The 23,727-nt window shown below is 40.7% G+C and carries 21 protein-coding genes; 16 read left to right on the top strand and 5 right to left on the bottom strand.

What is annotated here, in order from left to right:
• Nucleotides 1-14 precede the first annotated feature (14 nt).
• The 11 genes from FFR60_RS06335 to FFR60_RS06285 all read left to right on the top strand — a co-directional run bounded on the left by FFR60_RS06335 (nt 15) and on the right by FFR60_RS06285 (nt 12,132).
• Nucleotides 15-2,066, top strand: coding sequence for a BglG family transcription antiterminator (locus FFR60_RS06335; RefSeq protein WP_137663488.1), 2,052 nt, complete (start codon nt 15-17; stop codon nt 2,064-2,066).
• 31 nt (nt 2,067-2,097) lie between these two features.
• Nucleotides 2,098-2,535, top strand: a complete 438-nt coding sequence (locus FFR60_RS06330; protein WP_088933208.1) for a PTS mannitol transporter subunit IIA — start codon at nt 2,098-2,100, stop codon at nt 2,533-2,535.
• A 1-nt stretch (nt 2,536) separates the two neighbouring features.
• The gene (locus FFR60_RS06325) at nt 2,537-3,676 is read left to right on the top strand and encodes a mannitol-1-phosphate 5-dehydrogenase (protein WP_137663487.1); all 1,140 of its coding nucleotides are present in this window, start codon (nt 2,537-2,539) and stop codon (nt 3,674-3,676) included.
• A 162-nt stretch (nt 3,677-3,838) separates the two neighbouring features.
• Nucleotides 3,839-4,540, top strand: coding sequence for a glucosamine-6-phosphate deaminase (gene nagB / locus FFR60_RS06320; RefSeq protein WP_088933203.1), 702 nt, complete (start codon nt 3,839-3,841; stop codon nt 4,538-4,540).
• Between the two features lie 358 nt (nt 4,541-4,898).
• On the top strand, nt 4,899-5,378 hold the full coding sequence (locus FFR60_RS06315) for a CatB-related O-acetyltransferase (RefSeq protein WP_283205002.1): 480 nt from the start codon (nt 4,899-4,901) through the stop codon (nt 5,376-5,378).
• 93 nt (nt 5,379-5,471) lie between these two features.
• Nucleotides 5,472-6,179: a pseudouridine synthase gene (locus FFR60_RS06310; protein ID WP_137663485.1), complete on the top strand. Its 708-nt coding sequence runs from the start codon at nt 5,472-5,474 to the stop codon at nt 6,177-6,179.
• Nucleotides 6,180-6,252: 73 nt separating this feature from the next.
• Nucleotides 6,253-6,957, top strand: coding sequence for an MgtC/SapB family protein (locus FFR60_RS06305; protein WP_088933200.1), 705 nt, complete (start codon nt 6,253-6,255; stop codon nt 6,955-6,957).
• A gap of 142 nt (nt 6,958-7,099) precedes the next feature.
• On the top strand, nt 7,100-7,774 hold the full coding sequence (locus tag FFR60_RS06300) for a response regulator transcription factor (RefSeq protein ID WP_088933199.1): 675 nt from the start codon (nt 7,100-7,102) through the stop codon (nt 7,772-7,774).
• Nucleotides 7,747-8,874, top strand: coding sequence for a sensor histidine kinase (locus FFR60_RS06295; RefSeq protein WP_137663484.1), 1,128 nt, complete (start codon nt 7,747-7,749; stop codon nt 8,872-8,874). The genes FFR60_RS06300 and FFR60_RS06295 overlap by 28 nt, the downstream gene beginning before the upstream one ends.
• Nucleotides 8,875-8,985: 111 nt before the next feature.
• Complete coding sequence (locus FFR60_RS06290; protein WP_088934659.1) at nt 8,986-9,645, top strand: ABC transporter ATP-binding protein; 660 nt, start codon at nt 8,986-8,988, stop codon at nt 9,643-9,645.
• Nucleotides 9,646-12,132, top strand: coding sequence for an ABC transporter permease (locus tag FFR60_RS06285; RefSeq protein WP_137663483.1), 2,487 nt, complete (start codon nt 9,646-9,648; stop codon nt 12,130-12,132).
• Between the two features lie 52 nt (nt 12,133-12,184).
• On the opposite strand, the gene nrdF is transcribed toward FFR60_RS06285, so the two are convergent.
• The 3 genes from nrdF to nrdH form a co-directional block, all read right to left on the bottom strand.
• Nucleotides 12,185-13,150: a class 1b ribonucleoside-diphosphate reductase subunit beta gene (gene nrdF / locus FFR60_RS06280; protein WP_088933196.1), complete on the bottom strand. Its 966-nt coding sequence runs from the start codon at nt 13,148-13,150 to the stop codon at nt 12,185-12,187.
• 78 nt (nt 13,151-13,228) lie between these two features.
• Entirely contained in the window at nt 13,229-15,388 is a 2,160-nt protein-coding gene (nrdE, locus tag FFR60_RS06275) for a class 1b ribonucleoside-diphosphate reductase subunit alpha (protein ID WP_137663482.1), read from the bottom strand.
• Between the two features lie 209 nt (nt 15,389-15,597).
• Complete coding sequence (gene nrdH, locus FFR60_RS06270; RefSeq protein ID WP_010780000.1) at nt 15,598-15,816, bottom strand: glutaredoxin-like protein NrdH; 219 nt, start codon at nt 15,814-15,816, stop codon at nt 15,598-15,600.
• A gap of 378 nt (nt 15,817-16,194) precedes the next feature.
• Between nrdH and FFR60_RS06265 the strand changes: the two genes are divergently transcribed.
• The 5 genes from FFR60_RS06265 (at nt 16,195) to FFR60_RS06245 (ending at nt 21,706) form a co-directional block, all read left to right on the top strand.
• Nucleotides 16,195-16,665: a FeoA family protein gene (locus FFR60_RS06265; protein WP_088933194.1), complete on the top strand. Its 471-nt coding sequence runs from the start codon at nt 16,195-16,197 to the stop codon at nt 16,663-16,665.
• Entirely contained in the window at nt 16,666-18,828 is a 2,163-nt protein-coding gene (gene feoB, locus FFR60_RS06260) for a ferrous iron transport protein B (protein ID WP_137663481.1), read from the top strand.
• Entirely contained in the window at nt 18,816-18,950 is a 135-nt protein-coding gene (locus tag FFR60_RS06255; RefSeq protein WP_137663480.1) for a FeoB-associated Cys-rich membrane protein, read from the top strand. Before feoB ends, FFR60_RS06255 begins: the two co-directional genes overlap by 13 nt.
• A 211-nt stretch (nt 18,951-19,161) precedes the next feature.
• Complete coding sequence (locus tag FFR60_RS06250; protein WP_137663479.1) at nt 19,162-19,863, top strand: MarR family winged helix-turn-helix transcriptional regulator; 702 nt, start codon at nt 19,162-19,164, stop codon at nt 19,861-19,863.
• 64 nt (nt 19,864-19,927) lie between these two features.
• Nucleotides 19,928-21,706 carry an ABC transporter ATP-binding protein gene (locus tag FFR60_RS06245; RefSeq protein ID WP_137663478.1) on the top strand — a complete coding sequence of 593 codons (1,779 nt, stop codon included), beginning with the start codon at nt 19,928-19,930 and terminating at the stop codon, nt 21,704-21,706.
• A 60-nt stretch (nt 21,707-21,766) separates the two neighbouring features.
• Here the strand turns inward: FFR60_RS06245 and leuD are convergent, their stop codons facing one another.
• Both leuD and leuC read right to left on the bottom strand, forming a co-directional pair.
• A complete protein-coding gene (gene leuD, locus FFR60_RS06240) occupies nt 21,767-22,351 on the bottom strand; it encodes a 3-isopropylmalate dehydratase small subunit (protein ID WP_137663477.1) in 585 nt (194 codons plus the stop codon).
• Nucleotides 22,351-23,724 carry a 3-isopropylmalate dehydratase large subunit gene (gene leuC / locus FFR60_RS06235; protein WP_137663476.1) on the bottom strand — a complete coding sequence of 458 codons (1,374 nt, stop codon included), beginning with the start codon at nt 23,722-23,724 and terminating at the stop codon, nt 22,351-22,353. The genes leuD and leuC overlap by 1 nt, the downstream gene beginning before the upstream one ends.
• Nucleotides 23,725-23,727: the final 3 nt, after the last annotated feature.

Genomic DNA, 23,727 nt, shown 5'->3' with positions numbered 1-23,727 from the left:
TTGGAGGAGATATTGTGTATTTTTCGATTCGCGAAAAAAAGATACTTTCCCTTTTATTAGATTATCCTAACGGCATCACGCCGGAGGAATTGCAAGATATTTTACAGGTCAGCAAACGGACAGTCTATCGCGAAATTTCAAGTATTGAAAAAACGATCAAGTCGCAGGATATCCAGATTATTAAACCTCGCGGCGAAGGTTATCGGATCGTGGGGGAAACTTTAAATCTGGAACGTCTGCAGCAGCAATTAGGTGAAAAACAGGCGGAGCTGTTTACGGATAACGTTCAGCGTCAAAGCGCGATTGTTTGTTCCTTGCTGTTGATGGATGAGGAAGAGACAATCGAAGGCTTGGCGATTGATTTTAAAGTTAGTCCGGCGACAATTACTTCGGACTTGGCGACGATCGAAAAAAGCTTGATCGATTACCGATTAGAGCTGCAGCGATTGAAAGGCCGAGGCATTCGTATTGCTGGGCGGGAAAAACAGCGTCGGCAATTATTAAGTAATTTGATTTATAACGGTGTGAGTGAATTTGACTTCTTCCAGTTTATTGATTCATTGGATGATGAGACGACAACTACGGATAACTTCTTTTTGAATTTATTAAGTCGTTCAAGTTTGCGACTGGCACGGACGATCTTTGAACAGGTTTCTCAACAAGCCTTCGAGCAAGTTACCGACAATCAATTGCAGCGAGTCTTGATTTTGCTGGCTTTGTCGATTGATCGAATGGCGCAGGATCGTTTTGTAGAGGTCGAGCAGGAAAATAAAGCCAAACCTGAAAGCATGCAGATCGCCAGTCAAATTATGATCAAGGTAGCAACAACCATCAAAAAATCGATTCCGCCGCAGGAAGTTCGCTTCTTTGCTTTTCAGCTGGAAGGTGTGAATTACAAGAAGCCGCAAAATATCTTTATTGATAGTTTTGATGTGGAGCTTTCCTATAAGATCAAAGAATTGATTCGCTTAGTTTCAGAAAGAATGGGGATCGATTTTCGTAAGGATGAACAGCTCTTTAATGACTTGTCCGCTCATATGTCTGCAGCTTTGAAGCGGAATCTAACGGTTATTCAAGGAGCAAATAATCCGCTGCTGCAAAAAATTCGTGATAAATATCAGGATTTAACGGCAGCGATTATCGAAGAATTGGCGGTTGTTTTTCCAGATCATCAATTCACGGCCGATGAATTAGGCTATGTGGTGATTCATTTCGCGACATCATTGGAACGCCACCCAAGCAGTCGGGCGTTATCGGCTTTAGTGTTGTGTTCCAGCGGAATCGGTACGGCGCGGATTTTAGAAAGTCGGATTCATAAGTATTTGAATGAGATTGAAAAAGTGCAGGTCGCGAAGATTTCTGAGATGAATCAATTGGATTATAAAAGTTATGATTTGATTTTAGCGACGGTCTTTTTACCGGGGTTCAACTTACCTTACAAGGTGATTTCGCCGCTTTTATTAGATGATGAGATCAAAGAAATCAAAGAATACATTCAAACGCTGCATCCTGAGAAGGTCAACGAAATAATCGATGAGCCGGAACAAGAGCCCAGCGAAGCCTTTGATGAGATCTATGAGACGATGCGGATAGCCAATAATTTATTGCAGAACTTTGATGTGAAGCAGGTCCAAGCGCAAGAAACGATTGAGCTGACACTAGAAGAGATTATTGATCAGTTGCAGGGCACGATCGTTTCTGATGCAAAGATCGTGACAAATAAAGTAATCAAACGTTACTTAGTCGCACCAATCGGTGTTCCGAACACGAACTTTGCCTTGTTCCATTGCGCGGATGTACATGTCAAAGAACCATTATTTACCATTTATGACTTAGACCAAAAATTTTTGATTCAAGGAATGGACAAGAAAAGCATTGAATTAACACGAGTACTGTTGCTTTTAGCTCCTGATCCAATGCCGGAAAGTCAGCAAAGTCTGTTAGGAAAAATCAGCAGCTCAGTAATCGAAAGTGATCTGAATACTGAAATCTACAAATTTGGCAACAAAGAGATCATTTATCAATTGTTGAGTTCGTTATTTGTCAAAGAGATTCGAGAAAATTAGCGATAGCATAAAAAAATCGGGGGGAATTAAAATGGAATTACAGCCAGAAATGATTTTGTTAGACCAGGAATATGCAAACAAGGAAGAGGCAATTCGCGCGAGCGGACAGCTGCTAGTAGATGCCGGTTGTGTGGAAGAAGGCTATATCGATGCCATGATCGAAAGAAATGAGTTGGTTTCCGTTTACATGGGAAACTTTATCGCGATCCCTCATGGAACCGATGAAGCGAAACGCTATGTGAAAAAAAGTGGTATTTCAGTGATTCAAGTCCCAACGGGCGTTCACTTTGGTAAAGATGATACGGAAGATGTGGCGATGGTACTATTTGGAATCGCTGGGATCGAGAACGAGCATTTAGATATCCTACAAAAAATCGCGATCTTTTGTTCGGATGTTGAAAATGTCGTTAAACTAGCAGATGCAAAAACAAAAGAAGAAGTCATTGGCTATCTTCAGGAGGTAGAATAGGATGCAAGCAACACACTTTGGTGCAGGAAACATAGGCCGCGGATTTATCGGAGAAATTTTAGAAAAAAATGGTTTTTCAATCGATTTTGTCGATATCAATGAAACGATCATCAATGCTTTGAATGAACGAAACGAATATACGATTCAGTTAGCGGATGAAAGTCAACAAGAAATCCATGTTTCAAACGTGGATGGACTTAACAATCAAACCAATCCGGAAGCGGTAATTGATTCAGTCAGCAAGGCGGATATCGTGACGACAGCGATTGGTCCAAATATCTTACCATTTATTGCGGAATTGATTGCCAAAGGAATTCAAAAACGCCGCGGTGAAGGCAACACAGCTCCATTGGATGTGGTGGCATGCGAAAATATGATCGGCGGCAGCCAATTCTTATTTGAAAAAGTTCAAGGCTTCTTATCTGATGAAGATAAGGCCTATGTGGAACAATACATCGGATTCCCCAATGCAGCAGTCGATCGTATTGTACCGATCCAGCATCATGAAGATCCGCTGTTCGTTTCCGTTGAACCTTTCAGTGAATGGGTGATCGATGCAACACAAAGCAAAAATAAAGAGCTGCGTCTCGAAGGCGTGGAATACGTAGAAGATTTAGAACCATATATCGAACGAAAACTGTTTTCTGTTAATACTGGCCATGCGACAGTTGCATACACAGGGGCTTATGAAGGTTACAAAACCATCGATGAAGCAATCGCTGATGAACGCGTGTTAGAAAAACTTCGTGCCGTTCTTGGTGAAACCGGCAGCCTTTTGATCAATAAATGGAATTTTGATCAAGCGAAGCATCTGGCTTATATCGACAAGATCGTCAGCCGTTTCGAAAATAAATATATTTCAGATAGCATCAGTCGTGTTGCGCGGACGCCAATTCGTAAGTTAGGTTTTGATGAACGCTTTATCCGTCCAATTCGTGAACTGAAGGATCGTGGATTAGATTATACGAATTTAGTAGATGTAGTCGCGATGGTTTTGAAATACGATGATCCAAACGATGAACAAAGTGTCGAACTGCAAGGATACTTAAAAGAAAAATCAGCGGCAGAAGTGATACAACAAATCACCGATTTACAAGATGATGAGTTGATTGCGGAAATCTCTGCAAGATATCAAAAATAGATTTCACTAATCTCTAGTACAGCAAAACTGTACTGGAGATTTTTTTGACTTGCGTGTAAAAAAAGAGCTAAATCAATTGTGGTATTCAGACTTTGTTGTTGCAAAACTGATTGAAGGGTGTTAAAATTGGTGTATACCAAATTGATAAAGGAGCGTTTACCCATGAAAGTAATTCGCGTGAAAGATGCCAACGAAGGCGGAAAAAAAGCATTTGAAATCATCAAAGATGGAATGGAAAACGGCGTAAAAGTATTAGGACTAGCAACTGGCAGCACACCTGAAACTTTATATAAAGAAATGACTTCTAGTGATTTAGATTTTTCAGATATGACTTCTGTAAACTTAGATGAATATGTTGGATTAGCTGGTGACGATGTACAAAGCTACCGTTACTTTATGAACGATCAATTATTCAACAAAAAACCATTTAAAGAAACATTCGTACCAAATGGTAAAGCAGAAGATTTAGATGCTGAATGCAAACGTTACGACGGCGTGATCGCTGATCATCCGATTGATTTGCAAGTATTAGGAATCGGCCGCAATGCCCACATCGGCTTCAACGAACCAGGCACACCATTTGATGTAACAACTCACGTAGTTGAATTAACTGAATCAACCATCGAAGCAAACAAACGCAACTTCGATAAAGTAGAAGATGTTCCAACTCGTGCATTGTCAATGGGTATTGGTTCAATCATGGAAAGCAAGAAAATCTTGCTGATGGCTTTCGGCACAGATAAAGCTGATGCAATCAAAGACATGATCAATGGCTCAGTAACGACAGATGTACCTGCAAGTATCCTACAAAACCATGATGATGTAACAGTCATCATCGACGAAGATGCAGCAAGCAAATTATAAGAATTACTATTCTAACTCCAAGGAGAAATCCTTGGAGTTTTTTTGCGCGTATCAGTTCAGCTTTTCGCAGTTTTTAATGGTAAGAAAAATAGAAGCTTAATTCTGCTAAATGTTATAATTAATTTAGGAGTGTGATCATATGAAGAGGTGTATTGTTTTGGCTGGAATGGTTGACTGAAAAATTTCTTTTACTAATAAGGAGTGAAAAACTATTCCAGCAAAAAAGCTTTATCCCAGAAGAAATGATTATGAAACGGTTTATTTAAAAGAGACCATTACGCGATCGAATATTTCGATAGGAGAGTATACGATTTACAACGATTTTCGCAGCGATCCGCGAGAGTTTGAGCAGAATAATGTGCTGTATCAGTATCCGATTAATCAAGATAAACTGATCATTGGCAAGTTTTGTTCGATCGCCTGCGGTGCAACCTTTATTTTCAATAGTGCCAATCATCGGCAGTCTGCACTTTCCACCTACACCTTTCCTTTGTTTTATGAAGAATGGCAGTTGGACAAGGAGCATGTGACTTCGGCTTGGGACAATAAAGGCGATATCGTGATCGGAAATGATGTGTGGATCGGTTATGAAGCGACTATTTTGTCCGGTGTTACGATTGGTGATGGTGCAATCATCGGTGCTAAGGCAGTCGTAACGAAGGATGTTCCAGCATACAGTGTGGTTGGCGGAGTGCCGGCAAAAGAGATCAAGCGCCGTTTTGATGCGGACACGATTCAGAAATTACAACAAATCAAATGGTGGGATTGGCCCTATGAAAAGATTCAACGTGCAATCCCTTATTTGAAAAATGGTGATGTGGACCATTTAATGGATTAAGTATCTCAGAGCTCAGTCGTGAATGCGGCTGAGCTTGCTTCTTTTTCCACCTTTGGCTATAGTGAAAATTAGAAAAGTTAGGCGGAGGATACTATGCGTTTAGATAAATTTTTAGCAGAAGCCGGCTTAGGCAGCCGCAAGGAAGTCAAACAGCTGATAAAAAAAGGTCAGATCACTGTAAATCAGCAAATTGAAAAATCAGATAAAAAACAAGTCGATCCAGAGAAAGATCGTATTGAATATCGTGGTGAGCTTTTACATTACCAAGAATTTTATTACTATGTCCTGCACAAACCAGCAGGGGTAGTGAGTGCGACGGAGGATCAACGGGATCAGACAGTGATGGATCTATTTTCACCGAAGGATTATCGCAGTGATCTTTTTCCGGTGGGGCGTTTAGACAAGGATACCGAAGGGTTGCTGCTGATTACTAATGATGGCAAACTGGCTCATGAGTTGTTGTCGCCGAAGAAGCATGTGGAGAAGGAATACTACGCTGAGGTCAGCGGCGTGATGACCGATGAAGATCAACAAAAATTTACTGACGGGATTCTTTTAGATGGAGAATTGACTTTGCCGGCGGAATTATCCATCGATGAAGTTACGGAAGCTGCGTCAAAAGTTCGGATCATTCTGCATGAAGGAAAATTCCATCAGGTCAAACGAATGGTCAAATCCTGCGGAAAAGAAGTGACCTACTTAAAAAGAATCCGAATGGGCGGACTTACTTTGCCTCAGGATTTAGCTAAGGGTAAGTATCGTTTACTAACAGAAGAGGAACTGCGCGGACTAAAAGGTTGAGAGCCTCGCTTTTTTCTAGAGCGTGCTATACTGGAAGTGAAGAGATATTTATGGAACAGGAGCTGGTGCACAAATGGATTTGAAATTATCCGTTTATGAAATTATGCTGCGATTGTTTTTAGCTATGGTCATGGGCGGTGCCATCGGGATCGAACGAGAGTATAAAAATCGGCCTGCTGGAATTCGCACGCATATCTTGGTCTGTATGGGAGCGACGATCATCGCCTTGATCCAAGTGGAGATCGCGGATCAAGCCCTGCGTTACGCAGCGGCAAAGCCAGAATTTGTCGGCGTGGTTCGAGCAGATGAAGCGCGTTTGATTGCGCAAGTTGTAAGTGGAATCGGCTTTCTTGGCGCTGGAACAATTATGGTCAGCAATCGTTCGGTCAAAGGTTTGACTACGGCCGCTTCGATCTGGGCTGGTGCCGGCTTGGGGATCGCTATCGGGATGGGCTATTATACGATCGCTATCTGCAGCTTTGTTGGGATTATCCTAGCTTTGACAGTGGTCAAGCGAATCATCAAAATCAATTCTATTAAGAAGCTGGAGATTCGTTACATTCATCGCGAAGCAACTAAGGAATTCATCATGAACTATTTTGAAAGTAAAAAAATCGAAGTAGAGGACGTCGATTTCGATGTCGATTTTATGGATGACTATCGTATTTATACGAATGTCTATACGATCGATTTGCCGCGCGGGATGAATTATACGGATGTGATCGAGGATCTTTCCATGTATAAGAATATTACTAAGCTTCGCATGATCAATGTGTAAACGAGAGGATAAAATCATTTTCCGATGATTTTATCCTCTTTTTTTAAAGTAATGTTGTCACACTGAACTTTCATTGATAGAGTTAGAGTAGAAGGTTGTGAGTGGTATCACGCTTATTTTTTAGTTGAATTGGGAGGAAATAATGGGAAAAATTCTTTTGTTAGAAGATGATTCAAACTTAAATAATGGGATTCAGCTATGTTTGACCAGAGAAGGGTATGAGGTTGTGCCCTGTTTAGATATTGCTTCAGCAGAAAAGAGCTTTCAGAGCAATGATATTGATTTGATTATCAGTGATCTTTCCTTGCCGGATGGCAGCGGTTTGGATTTTTGTCAGAAGGTACGGGAGCAGTCGAATGTGCTGATTTTGATGCTGACTTCCTATAATCAAGAGCATGATATTGTGACGGGCTATGTTCATGGGGCGGATGATTATATGACGAAGCCTTTTAGTTTAATGGTCTTGGTTTCTAAAGTACAGGCGATGATGAAACGAGTGGTCCGAAATCAAGGACATGAATTGGTTTCAGGAGAGCTGGCAGTATCGCTGACTGAAATGAAAGTTAAACTTCAGGGAGAAATGCTGCCTTTAAGTAAAACAGAGATTCAGTTGTTGATCCTGTTTATGGAAAATCCTAAACAAATTTTATCATCGGATCAATTATTGGATCAGATTTGGGATACAAAGGGAGACTATGTTGACACGAATACCGTTTCGGTCAATATCAGCCGCCTGCGGCAAAAGGTTGGCAAAGAGCGAATCAAAACAGTTCGGGGCGTGGGCTACCTATGGATCAACGACGTTCAAAAAAAATAATTCTGCTTTACGTTTTATTTTCTGTGCTTTGCTTTGGGCTGTTTATTGTTCAGAATCTAAAGATGCGTTCGGATCTGCAACGAGATCAGCAAGCAACTTTAGCGATGCTCAACAAAGAAGGGACATTTTCTGAAGCGAAGTTAATTGAAGACTTTGATGAGTTCAAAACGGCGGAACTAATAATAGAAGGAAAAAACCTAGAAGAAAAATATGGGTTGGTATCTAAAATGAGTCTGTCTCATATTTTAAATAGCTACTTTTGGCGTAATTTGGTATTGTTCAGCGTTTGCTGGCTGATTCTTACAGGGTTCCTTTTTCTATTTGTACGGGAAAAGCGAAAAGTACAGATATATTTAGCGAAGAAAACGAACGAGTATCAAGAAAGTATTGCTTATAATGAATTGATGCTGCAACGAAGTCAACTTGAAGAAGGAAATTTAAAGTCCAGTATTACGGATATTACTCACCAGCTAAAAACCCCAGTAGCTTCATTAAAATTAAGTTTAGATATTGCTCTTTCTGATCAATACGAAGAACAAGAACGAAAGAATTTTGCGGAGCAAGCAGAAGTCCAGATAAATAAACTAGATTTAATGCTGGATGGGCTGGCTAAAATCTCACAATTAGAAACAGATCTGATCCAGCTACAGCCGCAGAGAATTTCCCTACAGCAGCTGATCAATCAGGCTATCAATAGTGTAATCATGAAGGCTGTTGAAAAGGAGATAGAATTAGAGGTTGAATTAACCGAAGATATTTTTGTTTTGGTCGATAAAAAATGGACCTTGGAAGCATTGGGAAATGTTCTGGAAAATGCAGTCAAGTATTCACCTGAGCAGACGACGGTCAAAGTCCGTGCATCATCATTAATTACTTATAGTTTAGTAGAAATCGAAGACGAGGGTGCGGGTATTACAAAAGAGGAGCAAAATAAAATTTATCAACGTTTTTATCGTGGCAGTAATAGTGAGTCTGTCGAAGGTTCTGGTGTTGGTTTGTATCTAACAAGAAAGATCATTGAAGGTCAAGGTGGAACGGTCATGGTTAAACAGCATTATCCGCAAGGGTCGATCTTTCAATTGACCTTGCCGTTAGCCTAAATATTTTTCCCGCCTTTCTTACAAAATTGTTATGTTCGTTGAAAGAATCCTGCAAGGGTTCTTTTTTATACTAAGAGTATAGAAATGAGAAAAGGAAAGAAGGAAAATAAAATGATCTTAACAGTTAGGGATTTAGTGAAACATTATAACGACGGAACTTCAACCGTAAAGGCTGTCGACCACATTGATTTAGAAGTAGAAAAAGGCGATTTTGTCGCAATAGTTGGTAAATCGGGTTCGGGAAAAAGTACGCTGTTGAACTTAATCGGAGGATTGGATCGGCCAGATTCTGGTCAGGTGATTGTTGATGGAAAAAGTGTTTTTCGCATGAAGGATGAGCAATTGGCAGTCTTTCGTCGTCAAAAGATCAGCTTCATTTTCCAAAATTATAATTTGATCCCCTCTTTGAATGTTTGGGAAAATGTAGTTTTACCGATCGGTTTAGATAATCGGAAGGTCAATACAGCGTTCATTGAAGAATTACTTACGACGATCGGTTTGAGTGATCGGAAAAAAGCTTTACCAAGTATGCTTTCGGGCGGTCAACAGCAGCGTGTGGCAATTGCTCGCGCGATTGCTTCAGAACCGGCGATTATTTTAGCGGATGAGCCAACAGGAAACTTGGATACAAAGACCGAATTAGAAGTGATGTCATTACTAAAAAGATCAGTTGAAAAATTTGGCCAGACATTGATCATGATTACCCATGATGAAGGGATCGCGCAAACGGCTGATCATATCGTTCACCTTGAAGATGGGCGGGTGATTTAAATGAAGATGACGAGTACAGTGGCTTTAGCCAATACAAAGTACCATAAAGGGAAAAATCTTCTTTCAGGAATCGCAATTATTTTAACCACAGTCTTAGTTTTTTTAATCACGTCGATTGGTTTAGGTGTGGTAAATGTTCAGAATGCGGCTGTTAATAAGGTTTATCCGACTTGGCACGCGATGTATCGCGGTGTGTCTGAAGAAAATATGGAAAAAATCGCGCAACATGATGCGGTTGACGAATATGGATTACGTCAAGATATTGGTGAGTCAGTTTTAGAGAAAGACGATTTTGTTTTGATCAGCTATTTAGATAGTACCGCTCAGAAATTGGCGAAACAAACATTTAAACAAGGACACGCACCTAAAAAAGCGAATGATGCCGTTCTTTCCCGCAACGCGTTAAAAAAACTTGGCTATCCTAATGCTAAAATTGGCGATACGATCAAAATTCCTGTCCAAATTTATGAAGAAGACGGCATGGGACTGCAACAGGAGATGGATTTCCAATTGTCTGGTATATCCCCGAATACTGAAGCGAAGAAGGGGAAAAAAATCTTTTCGATGCTGATCTCAAAAGATTTTATGAATGAGTTCGTTCCCCAAAATCAACGCAGCTACCGCATGATGCTGCGCGTGAAGAAAGAAGTAGCAACTTCAACAGACAGTATTAGTGATCAAGTGAAGACCATTGGGAAAAATTTCGATGTTAACGAGACTGATATTGTCGAAAATAGCGAGTATCTTTTTTCCAATTACGTCGATCCGAACTTCTATACTGGTCTGGCAATCATTATCGGAATCATTTTAATCGCAGGAGCTTTGACGATCTACAGTATTTACTATGTCTCCTTGATCAATAAGGTTCAAGATTTTGGGAAACTAGCAGCACTAGGAGCAACTAAACGGCAAACACGTCAAATCATTTTAAGAGAAAATTTAATCGTAGCAGGAATCTCAATACCACTTGGGCTGTTGATCGGGTTTGTCAGCGTGAAATTCGTTTTCTTTCACTTGATGTCTTCGATCAATAACGATGTAGTTACTACAAAAGTGATGCGCCAGGTTCTTGATAACGGCGAGGTCTCATTGATCCTTCCATGGATCGTTGGAATGACGATCGGAATCACTTTGTTGACAGTTATCATAGCTTCCTTGAAACCAATGCGCCAAGCCAGTAAAATCATGCCGGTGGAAGCGATGCGTTATACCGGACAAAATCAAGGTAAGAAAAAGAAAAAACAGCGAAAAGGATTTATCGATCTTGATCTGCGCCGCCTAGCTAATGCGAATCTTTCAAGAAATAAGAAGCGAACACTGATTACGATTTTTTCACTAGGTATAATCGGAATTTTATTCGTAGTTATCTCAACTGTTTTTAGTTGTATGAATCCGCAACAGATCGCCCGTGACGCGATCGCAGAAGATTATCGGATGAACATTGCATCAAAAAGCGGTGATAAGATGCGTCCAGAACTTGAATGGACCGCTATCCAACAAAATAATCCGTTGAATACAGAGATGATCAATGAAATCAAAGCAATCAAAGGCGTTGAAAAGGTAGAATCGTTCCAATCAATTACCGGAGAAATACCAGAGGTCAATGAAATTGGTTCAGATAAGCCGCTTGGATTATCAATCGGCGGAATTTCAAAAGATCAAATGGACTTGATTAAAAATAATTTTAAAGAAGGCAGCGCCACGTATGACGAATTGAATTCGGGAGATAAGGTGATTGCGACTGGATATTTAATGACCAATTATCCAGAGATAAAGATTGGCGATACACTGACCTTTAGATTTTTTGACGGCAATCGTTCGTTTGAAAAGGAAATGACGATTATCGGCGGTGGAAGTTTCCCCGAATCAGTCAGCAACTATGATAATTTCTTGATGAGCAATGAAGCATTGAAAAAAATGTCTAATAACAATCTAACTTATTTCATCAACATCAAAGCGGCTAAAGGACAGGCAGAAGCAATCAAGCCAGCAATTGAAAGTATCGTCGAAGAAAATGAGCTCTTCAATTTGACAAGTTATAAAGAAGTTTTGAAGGATTGGCAAGGGGTAATGCAAATGACGACTGGAGCGGGTTATGCGATCATGATAATCTTAGCAATCGTCGGTATTATGAACTTGATCAATACAACAATCGATAGTATTTTGAGTCGTAAAAAAGAACTAGGTGTTATGCAAGCGATTGGCATGTCGAATGGACAAATGAAACGGATGCTTCAAACAGAAGGCCTCGTGTATGCTGGCGGAATACTTTTACTGGGAGTCGGAGTGGGAAGTTTCTTGGGGTATTTAGTTTATCTATATGCTGAAAGCCACTCATTGATGGAGATCAAAACGTATCAGTACCCATTTATCCAAGTTTTGCTGATGATCGTATTAGTAGTCGTTGTTCAAGGGATTCTGACCTATATGACAACTACGATTGTTAATAAAGAAACAGTCATCAAACGAATTCAAGCATCAGAATAAAAAAAGGCTGCCAGCAGAAAAATTGCTGGCAGCTTTTTGAGTAATGTTTCTTTTAGTCTAATCCAATCAAATAGTCATCATCATTCATGGCTTCTACCTGACCAAGCAAGTAGCCATTGCCGACTTGTGAGAAGAAGTCGTGGTTGCTGGTTCCGGTAGAGATTCCATTCATCACGATCGGATTTACATCATCGGCAGTATCAGGAAAGAGCGGGTCCATTCCCAGATTCATCAACGCTTTGTTAGCATTGTAGCGTAAGAAGGTTTTTACTTCTTCGCTCCAGCCGACTTCATCGTATAATTCTTCTGTATAACGTTCTTCGTTTTCATACAATTCATACAATAAATCGTACATCCATTCCTTCAAACGTTCTTGTTCTTCTTCTGTTTGTTCATTGAAACCGCGTTGGAACTTATAACCGATGTAGGTTCCGTGAACGGATTCGTCGCGAATGATCAATTTAATGATTTCCGCTACGTTGGCTAATTTATTATTGCCTAAATAATATAACGGAGTATAAAAACCAGAGTAAAACAAGAAGGTCTCTAGGAAAACACTGGCGATTTTCTTTTCTAGCGGCGTACCGGTTTTATAGATTTCGTTGATTCGTGCCGCTTTCTTTTGCAAATATTGATTGGTATTTGTCCATTCAAAGATTTCTTCGATTTCCGCTTTGGTGTTCAAAGTACTGAAAATGGAAGAATAGCTTTTGGCGTGGACGGATTCCATGAATTGGATATTGTTCAATACAGCTTCTTCATGAGGCGTACGAACATCCTCTCGCAATTGATCCATTCCGCTTTCTGATTGGACAGTATCAAGCAATGTTAATCCGCCGAATACATGCCCCACGACCGTTTTTTCTAAAGGTGATAGCTTGCGCCAATCATCTAAGTCGTTTGACAGCGGAATCCGCGTGTCCAGCCAAAATTGTTCTGTTAATTTTTCCCAAGTCGATTTGTCGATGACGTCTTCGATCTCATTCCAGTTAATGGCTTCATAATAAGTTTCTGCCATGGATATTCCTCCTAAAGTGTTTATATCTAGTGCATAGCATTACCTCTCAAGCAAAGGCAGGAGAGGTAACAGTCATAGTTAGATTACGCAGCTTTCACATTGGTTTGATCCGATTTCTTCGGCATCATCCGTAAAGGTCCGCACATAATAAATCGATTTGCAGCCTTTATAAAAGGCATAGTTACGTAAGATATTCAAATCACGTGTTGTTTGTTTGCTTTCTGTTTTCCATTCGTACAAACCGTCTGGAATTTCAGAACGCATAAATAAGGTCAAACTCATTCCTTGATCGATATGCTGTTGAGCTGTTGCGTATACATCGATCACTTTACGCATATCCATATCATAAGCAGAAGTGTAATAAGGTAAGGTGTCATTATTCAAGTAAGGCGCTGGATAATAAATCTTACCAATTTTCTTTTCTTGACGTTCTTCGATCAAACGAGTGATCGGATGCAAGCTGGCACTAGTATCATTGATATAAGAGATCGAACCATTCGGCGCAACGGCCAAGCGGTTTTGGTGATACAAACCATCTTTTTGAATGGCTGCTTTTAAGTTTTTCCAATCTTCAGCAGTCGGCACGAAGATATCTTTAAAGATTTCTTTGACCTTGTCTGTTTTTGGAACGAATTCGCCGGTTGTGTATTTATCAAAATAAGAACCATTCGCATAGTCTGATTTTTCAAAGTTATGGAAGACAGTCTTGCGTTCTTTCGCTAATTCATTACTTTCCACCAATGTCCAATAGTTTAATAAAGTGAAATAAATATTGGTAAAGTCGATGGATTCTTCTGAACCATATTCCATCAAATGCTTGGCGAAGAAGCTATGCAAGCCCATCGCACCTAAACCAATCGTATGATTCAATTTATTACCGTTTTGAATAGAAGGAACCACTTCGATATCTGATTCATCGGTGACAAAGGTCAAAGCCCGAGTCATAGTACGAACCGATTGACCAAAGTCTGGACTTTCCATCAGGTTGACGATATTGGTTGAACCAAGGTTGCATGAAATATCAGTACCTAGTACATCATATTCTTGACGTCCATTGATGGTAGAAGGGGTTTGGACCTGTAAAATCTCAGAACATAAATTACTCATAACGATTTTTCCGTCGATCGGGTTGGTCCGGTTGGCCGTATCGATGTTGATGATATATGGATAACCAGATTCCTGCTGCAATTTAGAGAGTTCATTTTCTAAATCACGGGCACGAATTTTTTTCTTGCGGATATTTGGATTTGCAACTAAGTTGTCGTATTCCTTTGTAATATCAACATAAGAATAAGGGACACCATATTCACGTTCGACACCATAAGGGCTGAACAAATACATATCCTCATTTTTACGAGCCAATTCGTAAAATTTATCCGGTACCGTTACACCAAGTGAAAGAGTCTTCACGCGGATCTTTTCATCTGCGTTTTCTTTTTTAGCAGATAAGAACATTTCAATATCCGGATGGAAAACATCTAAGTAAACCACACCGGCACCTTGACGCTGGCCTAATTGATTAGAATAAGAAAAGCTGTCTTCGAATAATTTCATGACTGGAACCACACCGCTAGCGGCACCATCGTAGCCTTTAATTGGTGAACCTGCTTCACGCAAGTTTGATAGGTTGATCCCTACGCCGCCGCCGATGCGTGATAATTGCAGCGCTGAGTTGATTGAACGGCCGATGCTGTTCATATCATCTGTTACTTGGATCAAGAAACAAGACACCAATTCGCCGCGGCGTTTACGTCCAGCATTTAAAAATGAAGGGGTAGCCGGTTGGTAACGTTGATGGATCATTTCATCAGCTAATGATAATGCCAATTTTTCGTCGCCATTCGCAAAATACAAAGCGTTAAAGGCAACACGATCTTCATAGCTTTCTAAATACTCTGTGCCCGCATTATTCTTCAAGGCATATTGTGAGTAAAATTTATAGGCCGCCATAAATGATTTAAATGTAAATTTTTGGTCCGCTAAGTAATTGAAGAGTTTCTCAATAAAAGCAGGGGTATACTTCGCAAGAAATTCTGCTTCTAAAAATTCTTCTTCTATTAAATAGTCGATTTTTTCTTGAACGGAAGAAAATGTGTGGGTATTTGGTTCAACATTTTCTTTGAAAAAAGCTGCTAAGGCTTCTTTATCTTTATTTAGTGGGATCTGTCCATTTACTGGACGGTTAATTTCGTTGTTTAACTTGAAGTAAGATACTTCACCTAGATCCTTCAAACTCATCTCGTCACATCTTTCTGTTTGTTTTTTTCCTGCTATTGATGTCTGGCTACACGAACTAGCTTTTTCGGCGATAAGCAAAAATTTTTCCAAAATGTGAGAAGCCATTTTGAAAAATTTTAGTCTTATCGCTCTAAAGCTGGACGAGTTCGTACCGCCTTTCAATTTATAAAATAAGAAAACTTTGCAATCGTGGATCGCAAAGTTTCGAATTACGCTAATGCTTTCAATTGATCTGGTCGGAAACCGATGATGGCTTGTTGTCCGCCGAAAATAACTGGGACACTTTGGAAACCTTGATCTTTTAGAAAACCTAGAGCTTCGGGCTCATTGTCGATATTGACCTCTTCGAATGAAATATGATTCTCAGTTAAATAACGTTTTGCCATTTTACACTGCATACAATTGTTTTTTGAATAGACTTTTACCATAAGACTACCTCCCTTGATTTCTACAATTACTAGTATAAAAGATGTAGGGAAAAAGTCAATCGTTTAATACCATATATTGTGGTGGTTAAATATTGGTATACTACTCTTTGTGTTTTTTGCAAAAAAGCTGAAAACGGACAGTTTCAAAGGAAAATCCCTTTACACAAATAAAAAAAGCGTTATGAGATGTTTTTTTACTCGAAAAAAGTTTTTTTAATAACGCTAAAATAGATTTAGAAACAAATAAATCAGTGATTGTCAAACAAATTGCTCACAAAAAGCAGAAAATCTCCGACCATTCATTGACTTTACTATCAAATGAAGCTATTCTTAGTGAGAAAGATTCTCATTATTAATTAGAGTTAGGTGGAGAAGTGTATGACAACTTTGGCAGATGTTTCATTGAATCAAGTCGTTCAGGTTGATGAAATGAAGTTGGAAAATGATTTAAAGCATCGGCTGCAGGATTTGGGGATGATCGTCGGCTCTAAAGTTGCCGTCGTGAATCAATCTGGCGATAACGGAATTATTCTATTACATAATACGCGGCTGGCTTTATCTCAGTCTTTATTAAAACAAATACTTGTGAAGGACCTAACGGAGGATCAAGAAACATGGGTCTCGTTGGATCAGTTGAGTGCTGGTGAACAGGGTGTTGTAGTAAATGTTCACGGTACCGGTGCAGTAAAACGCCGCTTGATGGACATGGGACTGACAAAAGGGACACAAGTGAAGGTCGTGAAGCTGGCACCTTTAGGAGATCCTATCGAGCTGCGGGTCCGAGGATATGAATTAAGTTTACGAAAAAACGAATCAGAGATGGTGGTCGTATCGAAGGAGGCGGAATAGATGGCGAAGACACATATTGCTTTAGCAGGAAATCCCAATAGTGGTAAAACAAGTACCTTCAACGTCTTGACCGGAACCAATCAGTTTGTTGGAAACTGGCCCGGTGTAACGGTTGAGCGAAAAGAAGGTATTTATAAGAAGGATTCTGAAGTGATCATTGATGATCTTCCCGGAATTTACTCGCTTTCGCCATATTCTCCTGAAGAAGTCGTGGCGCGGGATTATCTGCTTTCAGGGACACCTGATGCTATCGTCAATATTATCGATGGAACAAATCTTGAGCGAAATCTTTATTTGACGACACAATTGATCGAGACTGGGATTCCCGTCATCGTAGCCGTGAATATGATGGACATCATCAAAAAAAGCGGTAAGCAAATCAATTTGGAAAAATTATCCTATGCTTTAGGCGTGCCGGTAGTTGGTATCAGCGCGTTGAAAAACTGGGGACTGGATAAGACAATCAATGAGGCGTTGCATCTGATCAAAAAAGGTGTAGAGGAAGTCAGTTTTCCTCATTATGATAATCGTTTAGAAGCCGCGCTGAAGGAGATCGAAGAAGTTTTAGGCAGTACAGCGCAGGAGAAATATAGCCGCTGGTATAGTTTAAAATTATTTGAGCGAGATGAACGGGCTAAAAAAGATTTGGATCTTAGCTCGATCCAACAAAAAGAAATAGGAGAAATCATTAAGATCACAGAAAAGATTTTCGGCGAAGATGCGGAGAGTCTGGTCATTAATGAACGCTATAATTTTATTACTCATTTAAAGACCTTATGTGTGGTTGATGAAGATCAATTTAAGCTGTCTATCTCCGATAAGATCGACCACGTCGTAACGAACCGTTTCTTGGCGCTGCCAATCTTTGCTTTAATCATGTGGCTGATCTACTATATTGCTATTCAAACGATCGGGACAATGGGGACTGATTGGGTGAATGAAAATCTATTCGGTGATATTGTACCGAATTTCGTCAGCTCAACCTTGCAGTCATGGAATGTTGCCGAGTGGATGCAAAACTTGATTTTGGATGGGATTATTGCTGGAGTCGGAGCCGTTTTAGGATTCCTTCCGCAATTAATGGTGCTTTTCTTATGTTTAGCGCTTTTGGAAGACTGCGGCTATATGTCCCGAATTGCTTTTGTCATGGATCGAATTTTCCGTAAATTTGGTTTATCCGGAAAATCGTTTATTCCAATGCTGATTGCTACAGGCTGCGGAGTGCCGGGAGTTATGGCAAGCCGGACGATCGAGAATGAAAAGGATCGTCGGATGACCGCGATGCTGACTACCTTTATGCCATGTTCGGCGAAATTACCGATCATCGCATTGATTGCTGGTGCATTCTTCCCTAATAGCAGTTGGGTAGCACCGTCTGCTTACTTTGTTGGTATGGGCGCGATTGTTTTATCAGGGATTGCATTGAAGAAAACAAAACTCTTTTCTGGCGACCCAGCCCCATTCATCATGGAGCTTCCTGTATATCATATGCCTAGAATCGGTAATACGATACGTTATACTTATGATCACAGTAAAGCCTTTGTTAAGCGTGCAGGAACAATCATCTTTGTTTCAAGCATCGTGATCTGGTTTATTTCCAGCTACAATTTCTCATTACAATCAGTGAATGAGAATGATAGTATCCTAGCTGCTTTGGGTGGCTTGATTGCACCGTTGTTTGCACCATTAGGCTGGGGAGATTGGCGCGGAGCTGTTGCGGCGATCACTGGTCTGGTCGCAAAAGAAAATGTGATCGGAACATTCGGAATTCTATATCGTCATGCTGAAGTAGCAGAAGACGGGGTGGAAATCTGGAAAGCATTGCAGGCGGCCTACACACCGATTGCGGGTTATTCATTCTTGGTATTTAACTTACTATGTGCACCATGTTTCGCCGCAATTGGCGCGATTCATCGTGAAATGGGCGATATCAAATGGACTTGGCGTGCAATTGGCTATCAATGTGGATTGGCTTATGCTGTAAGCTTCATCGTGTATCAATTTGGTCATGTGATTTTTGAAAATGGTGAGATCGGTATTGGCCTGATCTTGGCCGGCATCGTATTAGCAGCGATGATTTACTTCGTTGTAAGAAAACCTATTAAGAAAACACCGACGATTACGATTGAAGAGATCAAAGAGGTGAAAGAATGGCAACTATAATCTTGAGCATATTAATCTTCGGCGGTGCTGGAGTGATCGTCTATCGGCGAATCAAAAATGGCAGCTCCTGTGAAGATTGCGATAGCGGCTGTCCCGTTAAAGAAGAACAACATAAGCATTAATTCAAAAAGGATTTGGCGAATTTCGTCGAATCCTTTTTTTATGGATTGGATTGATCAGTAAACAGTCCAGATGAAATTGGCTAAATTAAAAATGATGGATTCAGAAGAAAATACAGCTTAGTTGTTGACAACTGTTCGGTACCGAACTATAATGAAAATCGAAATAAAGTTAGGTACCGAACTTTAACAAATGAAGAAGGAGATTTTAATAATGAGTGAATTTACAAAAGACTTGATGCGTCAATTACGATTTATCAGTTCTGCTAGTAATGCATTTATGAGCAAGCGGCAAAAACTAAATGGTCAGCAGCGAGTGTTGGCGATCTTAGCCAAAGAAGACGGCTTGATTCAAAGCCAGTTAGCTGAAATTTTAGATATTCGTCCAAGTTCATTGGCTGAATTAATGAAGAAGATGGAAAAAAGCGGCGATGTCGTAAGAAAAGAAGAAGAGCATGACAAACGGATCAAACGTGTTTTTCTAACTGAAAAGGGCAAACAGAAAGCTCAAAAATTTAGTTATGTCAGCGAGGATATGAGTGAGAGCTTTTTCGCAGGCTTGACGGAGGAAGAACAGGAGAAATTTAGTGAGTACCTGCAAAAGATTTCTGCCGGTTGGCAAGAAGATTTTCAAAAACAGGCGGGCCGCTTTGTAGATCCAATGGACCGGTTACGACAAATGCAAGCGATGCGTGAACAGTTCGCTGAAAACTGGTCGGAGGATTGGCAAAATCTTTCGCGGGAAGAACAGCATCGAATGCGGAACCAAATGCAGCGTGAGATGCGGAATGCCTCACGAGACTTTTCTCGCAATTTCCAACATGATTTCCGTCGCAACTTCTGGGGCAATCGTGATTGCTTTGATGGATCTGATAAAACCAAAGATTCAGAAGACACCGAATGGGAAGATTTTTAAATGATAGATGCAGTGAAATTTCGCAATCAGAAATTTTAATGCTGTGAACTAGGAGGAACCAATTATGGATCGGGATATGAGTATGGCGCCTGAAAGAATTTCTGAAGGCGAGAATAAAAAGAGCAGTTACAAATTGAAAGATTTTTTACGATTACTTTTAAGTGTCAATCCTAAGAAATCATTGTTTGCGCTCGGTTTGTTTTTAAGTTTGCTGACAAGCGGGGCAAGTTTGATCGTACCGCAGTTAACAAAAGGCTTGATCGATACAAGCAATTTAGCACAAATTGATCGAACAATGCTGATTGTTTTAGTTTTAGCCTTCGTGGCTCAATTAGCCTTCGGCGCAATCGGCAGTTTCTTACTGCGGTATGCCGGAGAAAGTGCTGTCAAAACCTTACGGGAAAAATTATGGAGTCATTTATTGCAGATGCCGGTTGATTATTACGACGATCATAAATCGGGTGAAAGCAGCTCGCGTTTAGTAAATGACACGACGGTAATTAAAGATTTAGTAGCGACACAATTTCCAAACTTTATTACTGGGGCGATTCAACTTGTTGGATCGATGATTATCTTGTTTGTCATGGATTGGAAAATGGCGGCTATGATGTTTTTAGCAGTTCCGATCATGGCGTTGATCATGATGCCGATCGGCCGGATTATGTCTCGGTTAGGCCGCCAATTGCAATCAGCGACGGCTGACTTCAATGCAGAAGCGAGTGAAAAACTGTCTGAGATTCGTTTAATCAAAGCCAGCAATGGGGAAAAATTTGAGAAAACCAGCGGCGGCTCATTTATTAATAAAATCTTTCATTTAGGGATTAAAGATGCAAAGGTTGAGGCAATGCTGCAGCCCATTATCACTACAGTTATGTTAGGTTTATTTGTAGGTATCTTAGGTTATGGTGCCGTTCGCGTTCAAGCAGGAACATTAACTAGCGGAGACTTAGTTGCTTTCCTATTGTATCTATTTAATATCATGATGCCGGCAGCCAGCTTCGCGATGTTTTTCTCGCAAGTTCAAAAGGCGATGGGAGCTACAGAACGAATTGAACAAATTTTGACAACAGACTTGGAACCAATCGAAACAGGAAAAACTGTGGATGTCGCAGGAAAGACGATCAAGGCAGAAAATCTAACTTTTCAATATGTAGCAGATCGTCCAATCTTAAAAAACGTTTCCTTTGAAGCAAAACCGAATACTGTAATCGCATTTGCCGGACCAAGCGGCGGCGGAAAATCCACGATCTTTGCATTATTGGAACGTTTCTATCAACCAGTAAAAGGTGCTGTTAAAATCGGTGATGACACGATCGATGATCTTAGCTTGACGAGCTGGCGTTCTCAGATCGGGTATGTTTCTCAAGATAGTGCTGTATTTGCTGGAAGTATTCGTGAGAATCTGCAATACGGATTGGAGCGGACACTAACAGAGGAAGAATTGTGGCATGGTTTAGAATTAGCCTACGCAGATCAATTTGTCCGGGAATTCCCCGAGCAATTAGAAACCGAATTAGGTGAACGCGGAGTGAAATTATCCGGCGGACAAAAACAACGGATCGCCATCGCTCGAGCTTTCTTACGTGATCCCAAAATCTTGATGCTGGATGAAGCGACTGCCAGCTTGGATTCGCAATCAGAAGAAAAAGTTCAACGTGCCTTGGATCAATTAATGGAAGGGCGGACAACTTTAGTGATCGCTCACCGGTTATCAACGATCGTAGATGCCGATCATATTTACTTCATTGAAAAAGGGGAAGTAACTGGTCACGGCACTCACAATGAGCTGATCGCGACTCATCCGCTTTACGCGCAGTATGTACAAGAACAGGTCGTAAATTAATAAAACAAAAAAACCAGGTAAGACTTTCTAAAGCGAAAGTTTTAACCTGGTTTTCTTTGTTTATTCATAAGTTGGCATTTTTTTCTCGAAGGCTTCGATTTCATCTTCATATTGCAAGGTGATACTGATATCATCTAAACCTTCAACCAATTTTTCTTTCCATGTTGGATCAATTTGGAAAGCATAGTTGGCTTCTTGAGTTTGAACTTCCTGCTTAGGCAAATCGATAGTGATGGTTTGATCAGCCGGTAGTTGACTTAAAATATCCCGTACAGCTTGATCCAAACGAATCGGCAGGAGACCATTTTTCAAAGCGTTCATATAAAAAATATCACTGTAGCTGCCGGCAATCACTGCCTTGAAACCATAGTCCTGAATGGCCCAAGCCGCATGTTCCCGTGAAGAACCCGAGCCGAAGTTTTCGCCGGAAATTAAGATCGTTGCGTCTTTTCGTTCTGGTGTGTTCAAAATGAAATCGGGATTAGGTGAACCATCTTCTAAAAAGCGCCATTCGTCAAAAAGATGTTTGCCAAAGCCAGCTTTATCGACTTGCTTCAAAAAGCCTTTAGGAATGATTTGATCGGTATCAATATTATCATTCATCAAAGGGACAGATTTTCCTGTATAGATCGTAAATTTCTCCATTAGATGACCTCCTTACGGCTATCGACAAAATTTCCGTGAATGGCAGCTAATGCTGCCATGACTGGACTGCAAAGATGTGTGCGCGCGTCTTTTCCTTGGCGTCCTTGGAAATTTCGGTTAGATGTTGACGCACAGTGAACACCTGCAGGCACGCGATCGGGATTCATCCCAAGACACATCGAGCAGCCCGGTTCGCGCCATTCAAAACCAGCCTCTTTAAAAATTTTATCTAAGCCGATTTCTTCGGCTGCTTGACGAACGGGTCGCGATCCGGGAACGACGATGGCGGTAACATTATCGTGAACTTTTTTTCCTTCAACGATTTTCGCGGCTTCCTTGAGATCCGACAAACGTCCGTTTGTACAAGAACCAATAAAGACATATCCGACAGGAATATCTGATGGCGTTTGACCCGGTTTCAAGTCCATGTAATCATAGGCTTTCTGCAAATCAGGAGAAGTAACCGCAGGGAAGGTGCCGTCAAAAGGAACCCCCATTTCAGGATTGGTCCCCCAAGTCACGAAAGGCACTAGGTTGCTAACATCTAGCGTCAAATCTTTGTCGTAGACGGCATCATCGTCCGTATATAATTCTTTCCAATCTTTGATCGCCGCTTCCATGTTCTTCGGAGCGTATTGCCGGCCTGCAACATAGTCAAAGGTTTTTCCATCTGGTGCGATCAATCCGATTTTCGCCCCGCCCTCGATTGCCATGTTACAGATCGTCATGCGTTCTTCCATGGATAGATTCTCAATTGCTTCTCCATAAAATTCAGTTCCATATCCGACACCAAAGTCCGTACCGTATTTGGCAATCAACGCCAAGATAATATCCTTGGCATAAACACCTTTCGGCAATTTGCCAGTAATTTTGATTCCCATATTTTTAGGTTTATTTTGCCATAGCGTTTGAGTAGCAAAAACGTGCTCTACTTCACTGGTTCCAATTCCAAAAGCCAGTGCGCCAAAAGCGCCATGGGTCGCTGTATGAGAATCACCGCAAACAATCGTCTTGCCTGGCTGCGTCAATCCAGTTTCCGGTCCCACCATATGGACGATTCCTTGTCGGTCGCTGCCGTTATCGCAAAGCTGAACACCAAATTCTTGGCAGTTATCTCTAAGCGTATCAATCTGTTTTTTTGCTACTAGATCAGTAAAATTAAAAATATCAACAGTCGGTGTATTATGATCCATCGTGGCGAAAGTCCGCTCTGGATGACGCAACGTCCGACCAGCCTCGCGAATTCCTGCAAAGGCTTGAGGAGAGGTAACTTCGTGAATCAAGTGCAGATCAATGTAAAGCAATTGCGGAGCACCTTCTTCGCCGTGGACGACGTGGCGGTCCCATAGTTTATCAAATAGTGTTTTTCCCATATT

Origin of the sequence: Enterococcus hulanensis (assembly GCF_005405485.1) — a bacterium.
In the GTDB taxonomy this organism is placed as follows: domain Bacteria; phylum Bacillota; class Bacilli; order Lactobacillales; family Enterococcaceae; genus Enterococcus_A; species Enterococcus_A hulanensis.
Note: the sequence above shows the minus strand (reverse complement) of the source record. Positions and strands in the feature narration are given on the sequence as shown.

Bases quoted from the DNA above. Each gene is read 5' to 3' on its own strand.
- nrdH (WP_010780000.1), bottom strand. From the start codon at position 15,816: ATGGTAAAAGTCTATTCAAAAAACAATTGTATGCAGTGTAAAATGGCA.
- FFR60_RS06300 (WP_088933199.1), top strand. From the start codon at position 7,100: ATGGGAAAAATTCTTTTGTTAGAAGATGATTCAAACTTAAATAATGGG.
- FFR60_RS06255 (WP_137663480.1), top strand. From the start codon at position 18,816: ATGGCAACTATAATCTTGAGCATATTAATCTTCGGCGGTGCTGGAGTG.
- FFR60_RS06250 (WP_137663479.1), top strand. From the start codon at position 19,162: ATGAGTGAATTTACAAAAGACTTGATGCGTCAATTACGATTTATCAGT.
- FFR60_RS06305 (WP_088933200.1), top strand. From the start codon at position 6,253: ATGGATTTGAAATTATCCGTTTATGAAATTATGCTGCGATTGTTTTTA.
- nrdE (WP_137663482.1), bottom strand. From the start codon at position 15,388: ATGAGTTTGAAGGATCTAGGTGAAGTATCTTACTTCAAGTTAAACAAC.
- FFR60_RS06265 (WP_088933194.1), top strand. From the start codon at position 16,195: ATGACAACTTTGGCAGATGTTTCATTGAATCAAGTCGTTCAGGTTGAT.
- FFR60_RS06325 (WP_137663487.1), top strand. From the start codon at position 2,537: ATGCAAGCAACACACTTTGGTGCAGGAAACATAGGCCGCGGATTTATC.
- FFR60_RS06330 (WP_088933208.1), top strand. From the start codon at position 2,098: ATGGAATTACAGCCAGAAATGATTTTGTTAGACCAGGAATATGCAAAC.
- nrdF (WP_088933196.1), bottom strand. From the start codon at position 13,150: ATGGCAGAAACTTATTATGAAGCCATTAACTGGAATGAGATCGAAGAC.
- FFR60_RS06295 (WP_137663484.1), top strand. From the start codon at position 7,747: ATGGATCAACGACGTTCAAAAAAAATAATTCTGCTTTACGTTTTATTT.
- FFR60_RS06285 (WP_137663483.1), top strand. From the start codon at position 9,646: ATGAAGATGACGAGTACAGTGGCTTTAGCCAATACAAAGTACCATAAA.
- feoB (WP_137663481.1), top strand. From the start codon at position 16,666: ATGGCGAAGACACATATTGCTTTAGCAGGAAATCCCAATAGTGGTAAA.
- nagB (WP_088933203.1), top strand. From the start codon at position 3,839: ATGAAAGTAATTCGCGTGAAAGATGCCAACGAAGGCGGAAAAAAAGCA.
- leuD (WP_137663477.1), bottom strand. From the start codon at position 22,351: ATGGAGAAATTTACGATCTATACAGGAAAATCTGTCCCTTTGATGAAT.
- FFR60_RS06310 (WP_137663485.1), top strand. From the start codon at position 5,472: ATGCGTTTAGATAAATTTTTAGCAGAAGCCGGCTTAGGCAGCCGCAAG.
- FFR60_RS06245 (WP_137663478.1), top strand. From the start codon at position 19,928: ATGGATCGGGATATGAGTATGGCGCCTGAAAGAATTTCTGAAGGCGAG.
- leuC (WP_137663476.1), bottom strand. From the start codon at position 23,724: ATGGGAAAAACACTATTTGATAAACTATGGGACCGCCACGTCGTCCAC.
- FFR60_RS06290 (WP_088934659.1), top strand. From the start codon at position 8,986: ATGATCTTAACAGTTAGGGATTTAGTGAAACATTATAACGACGGAACT.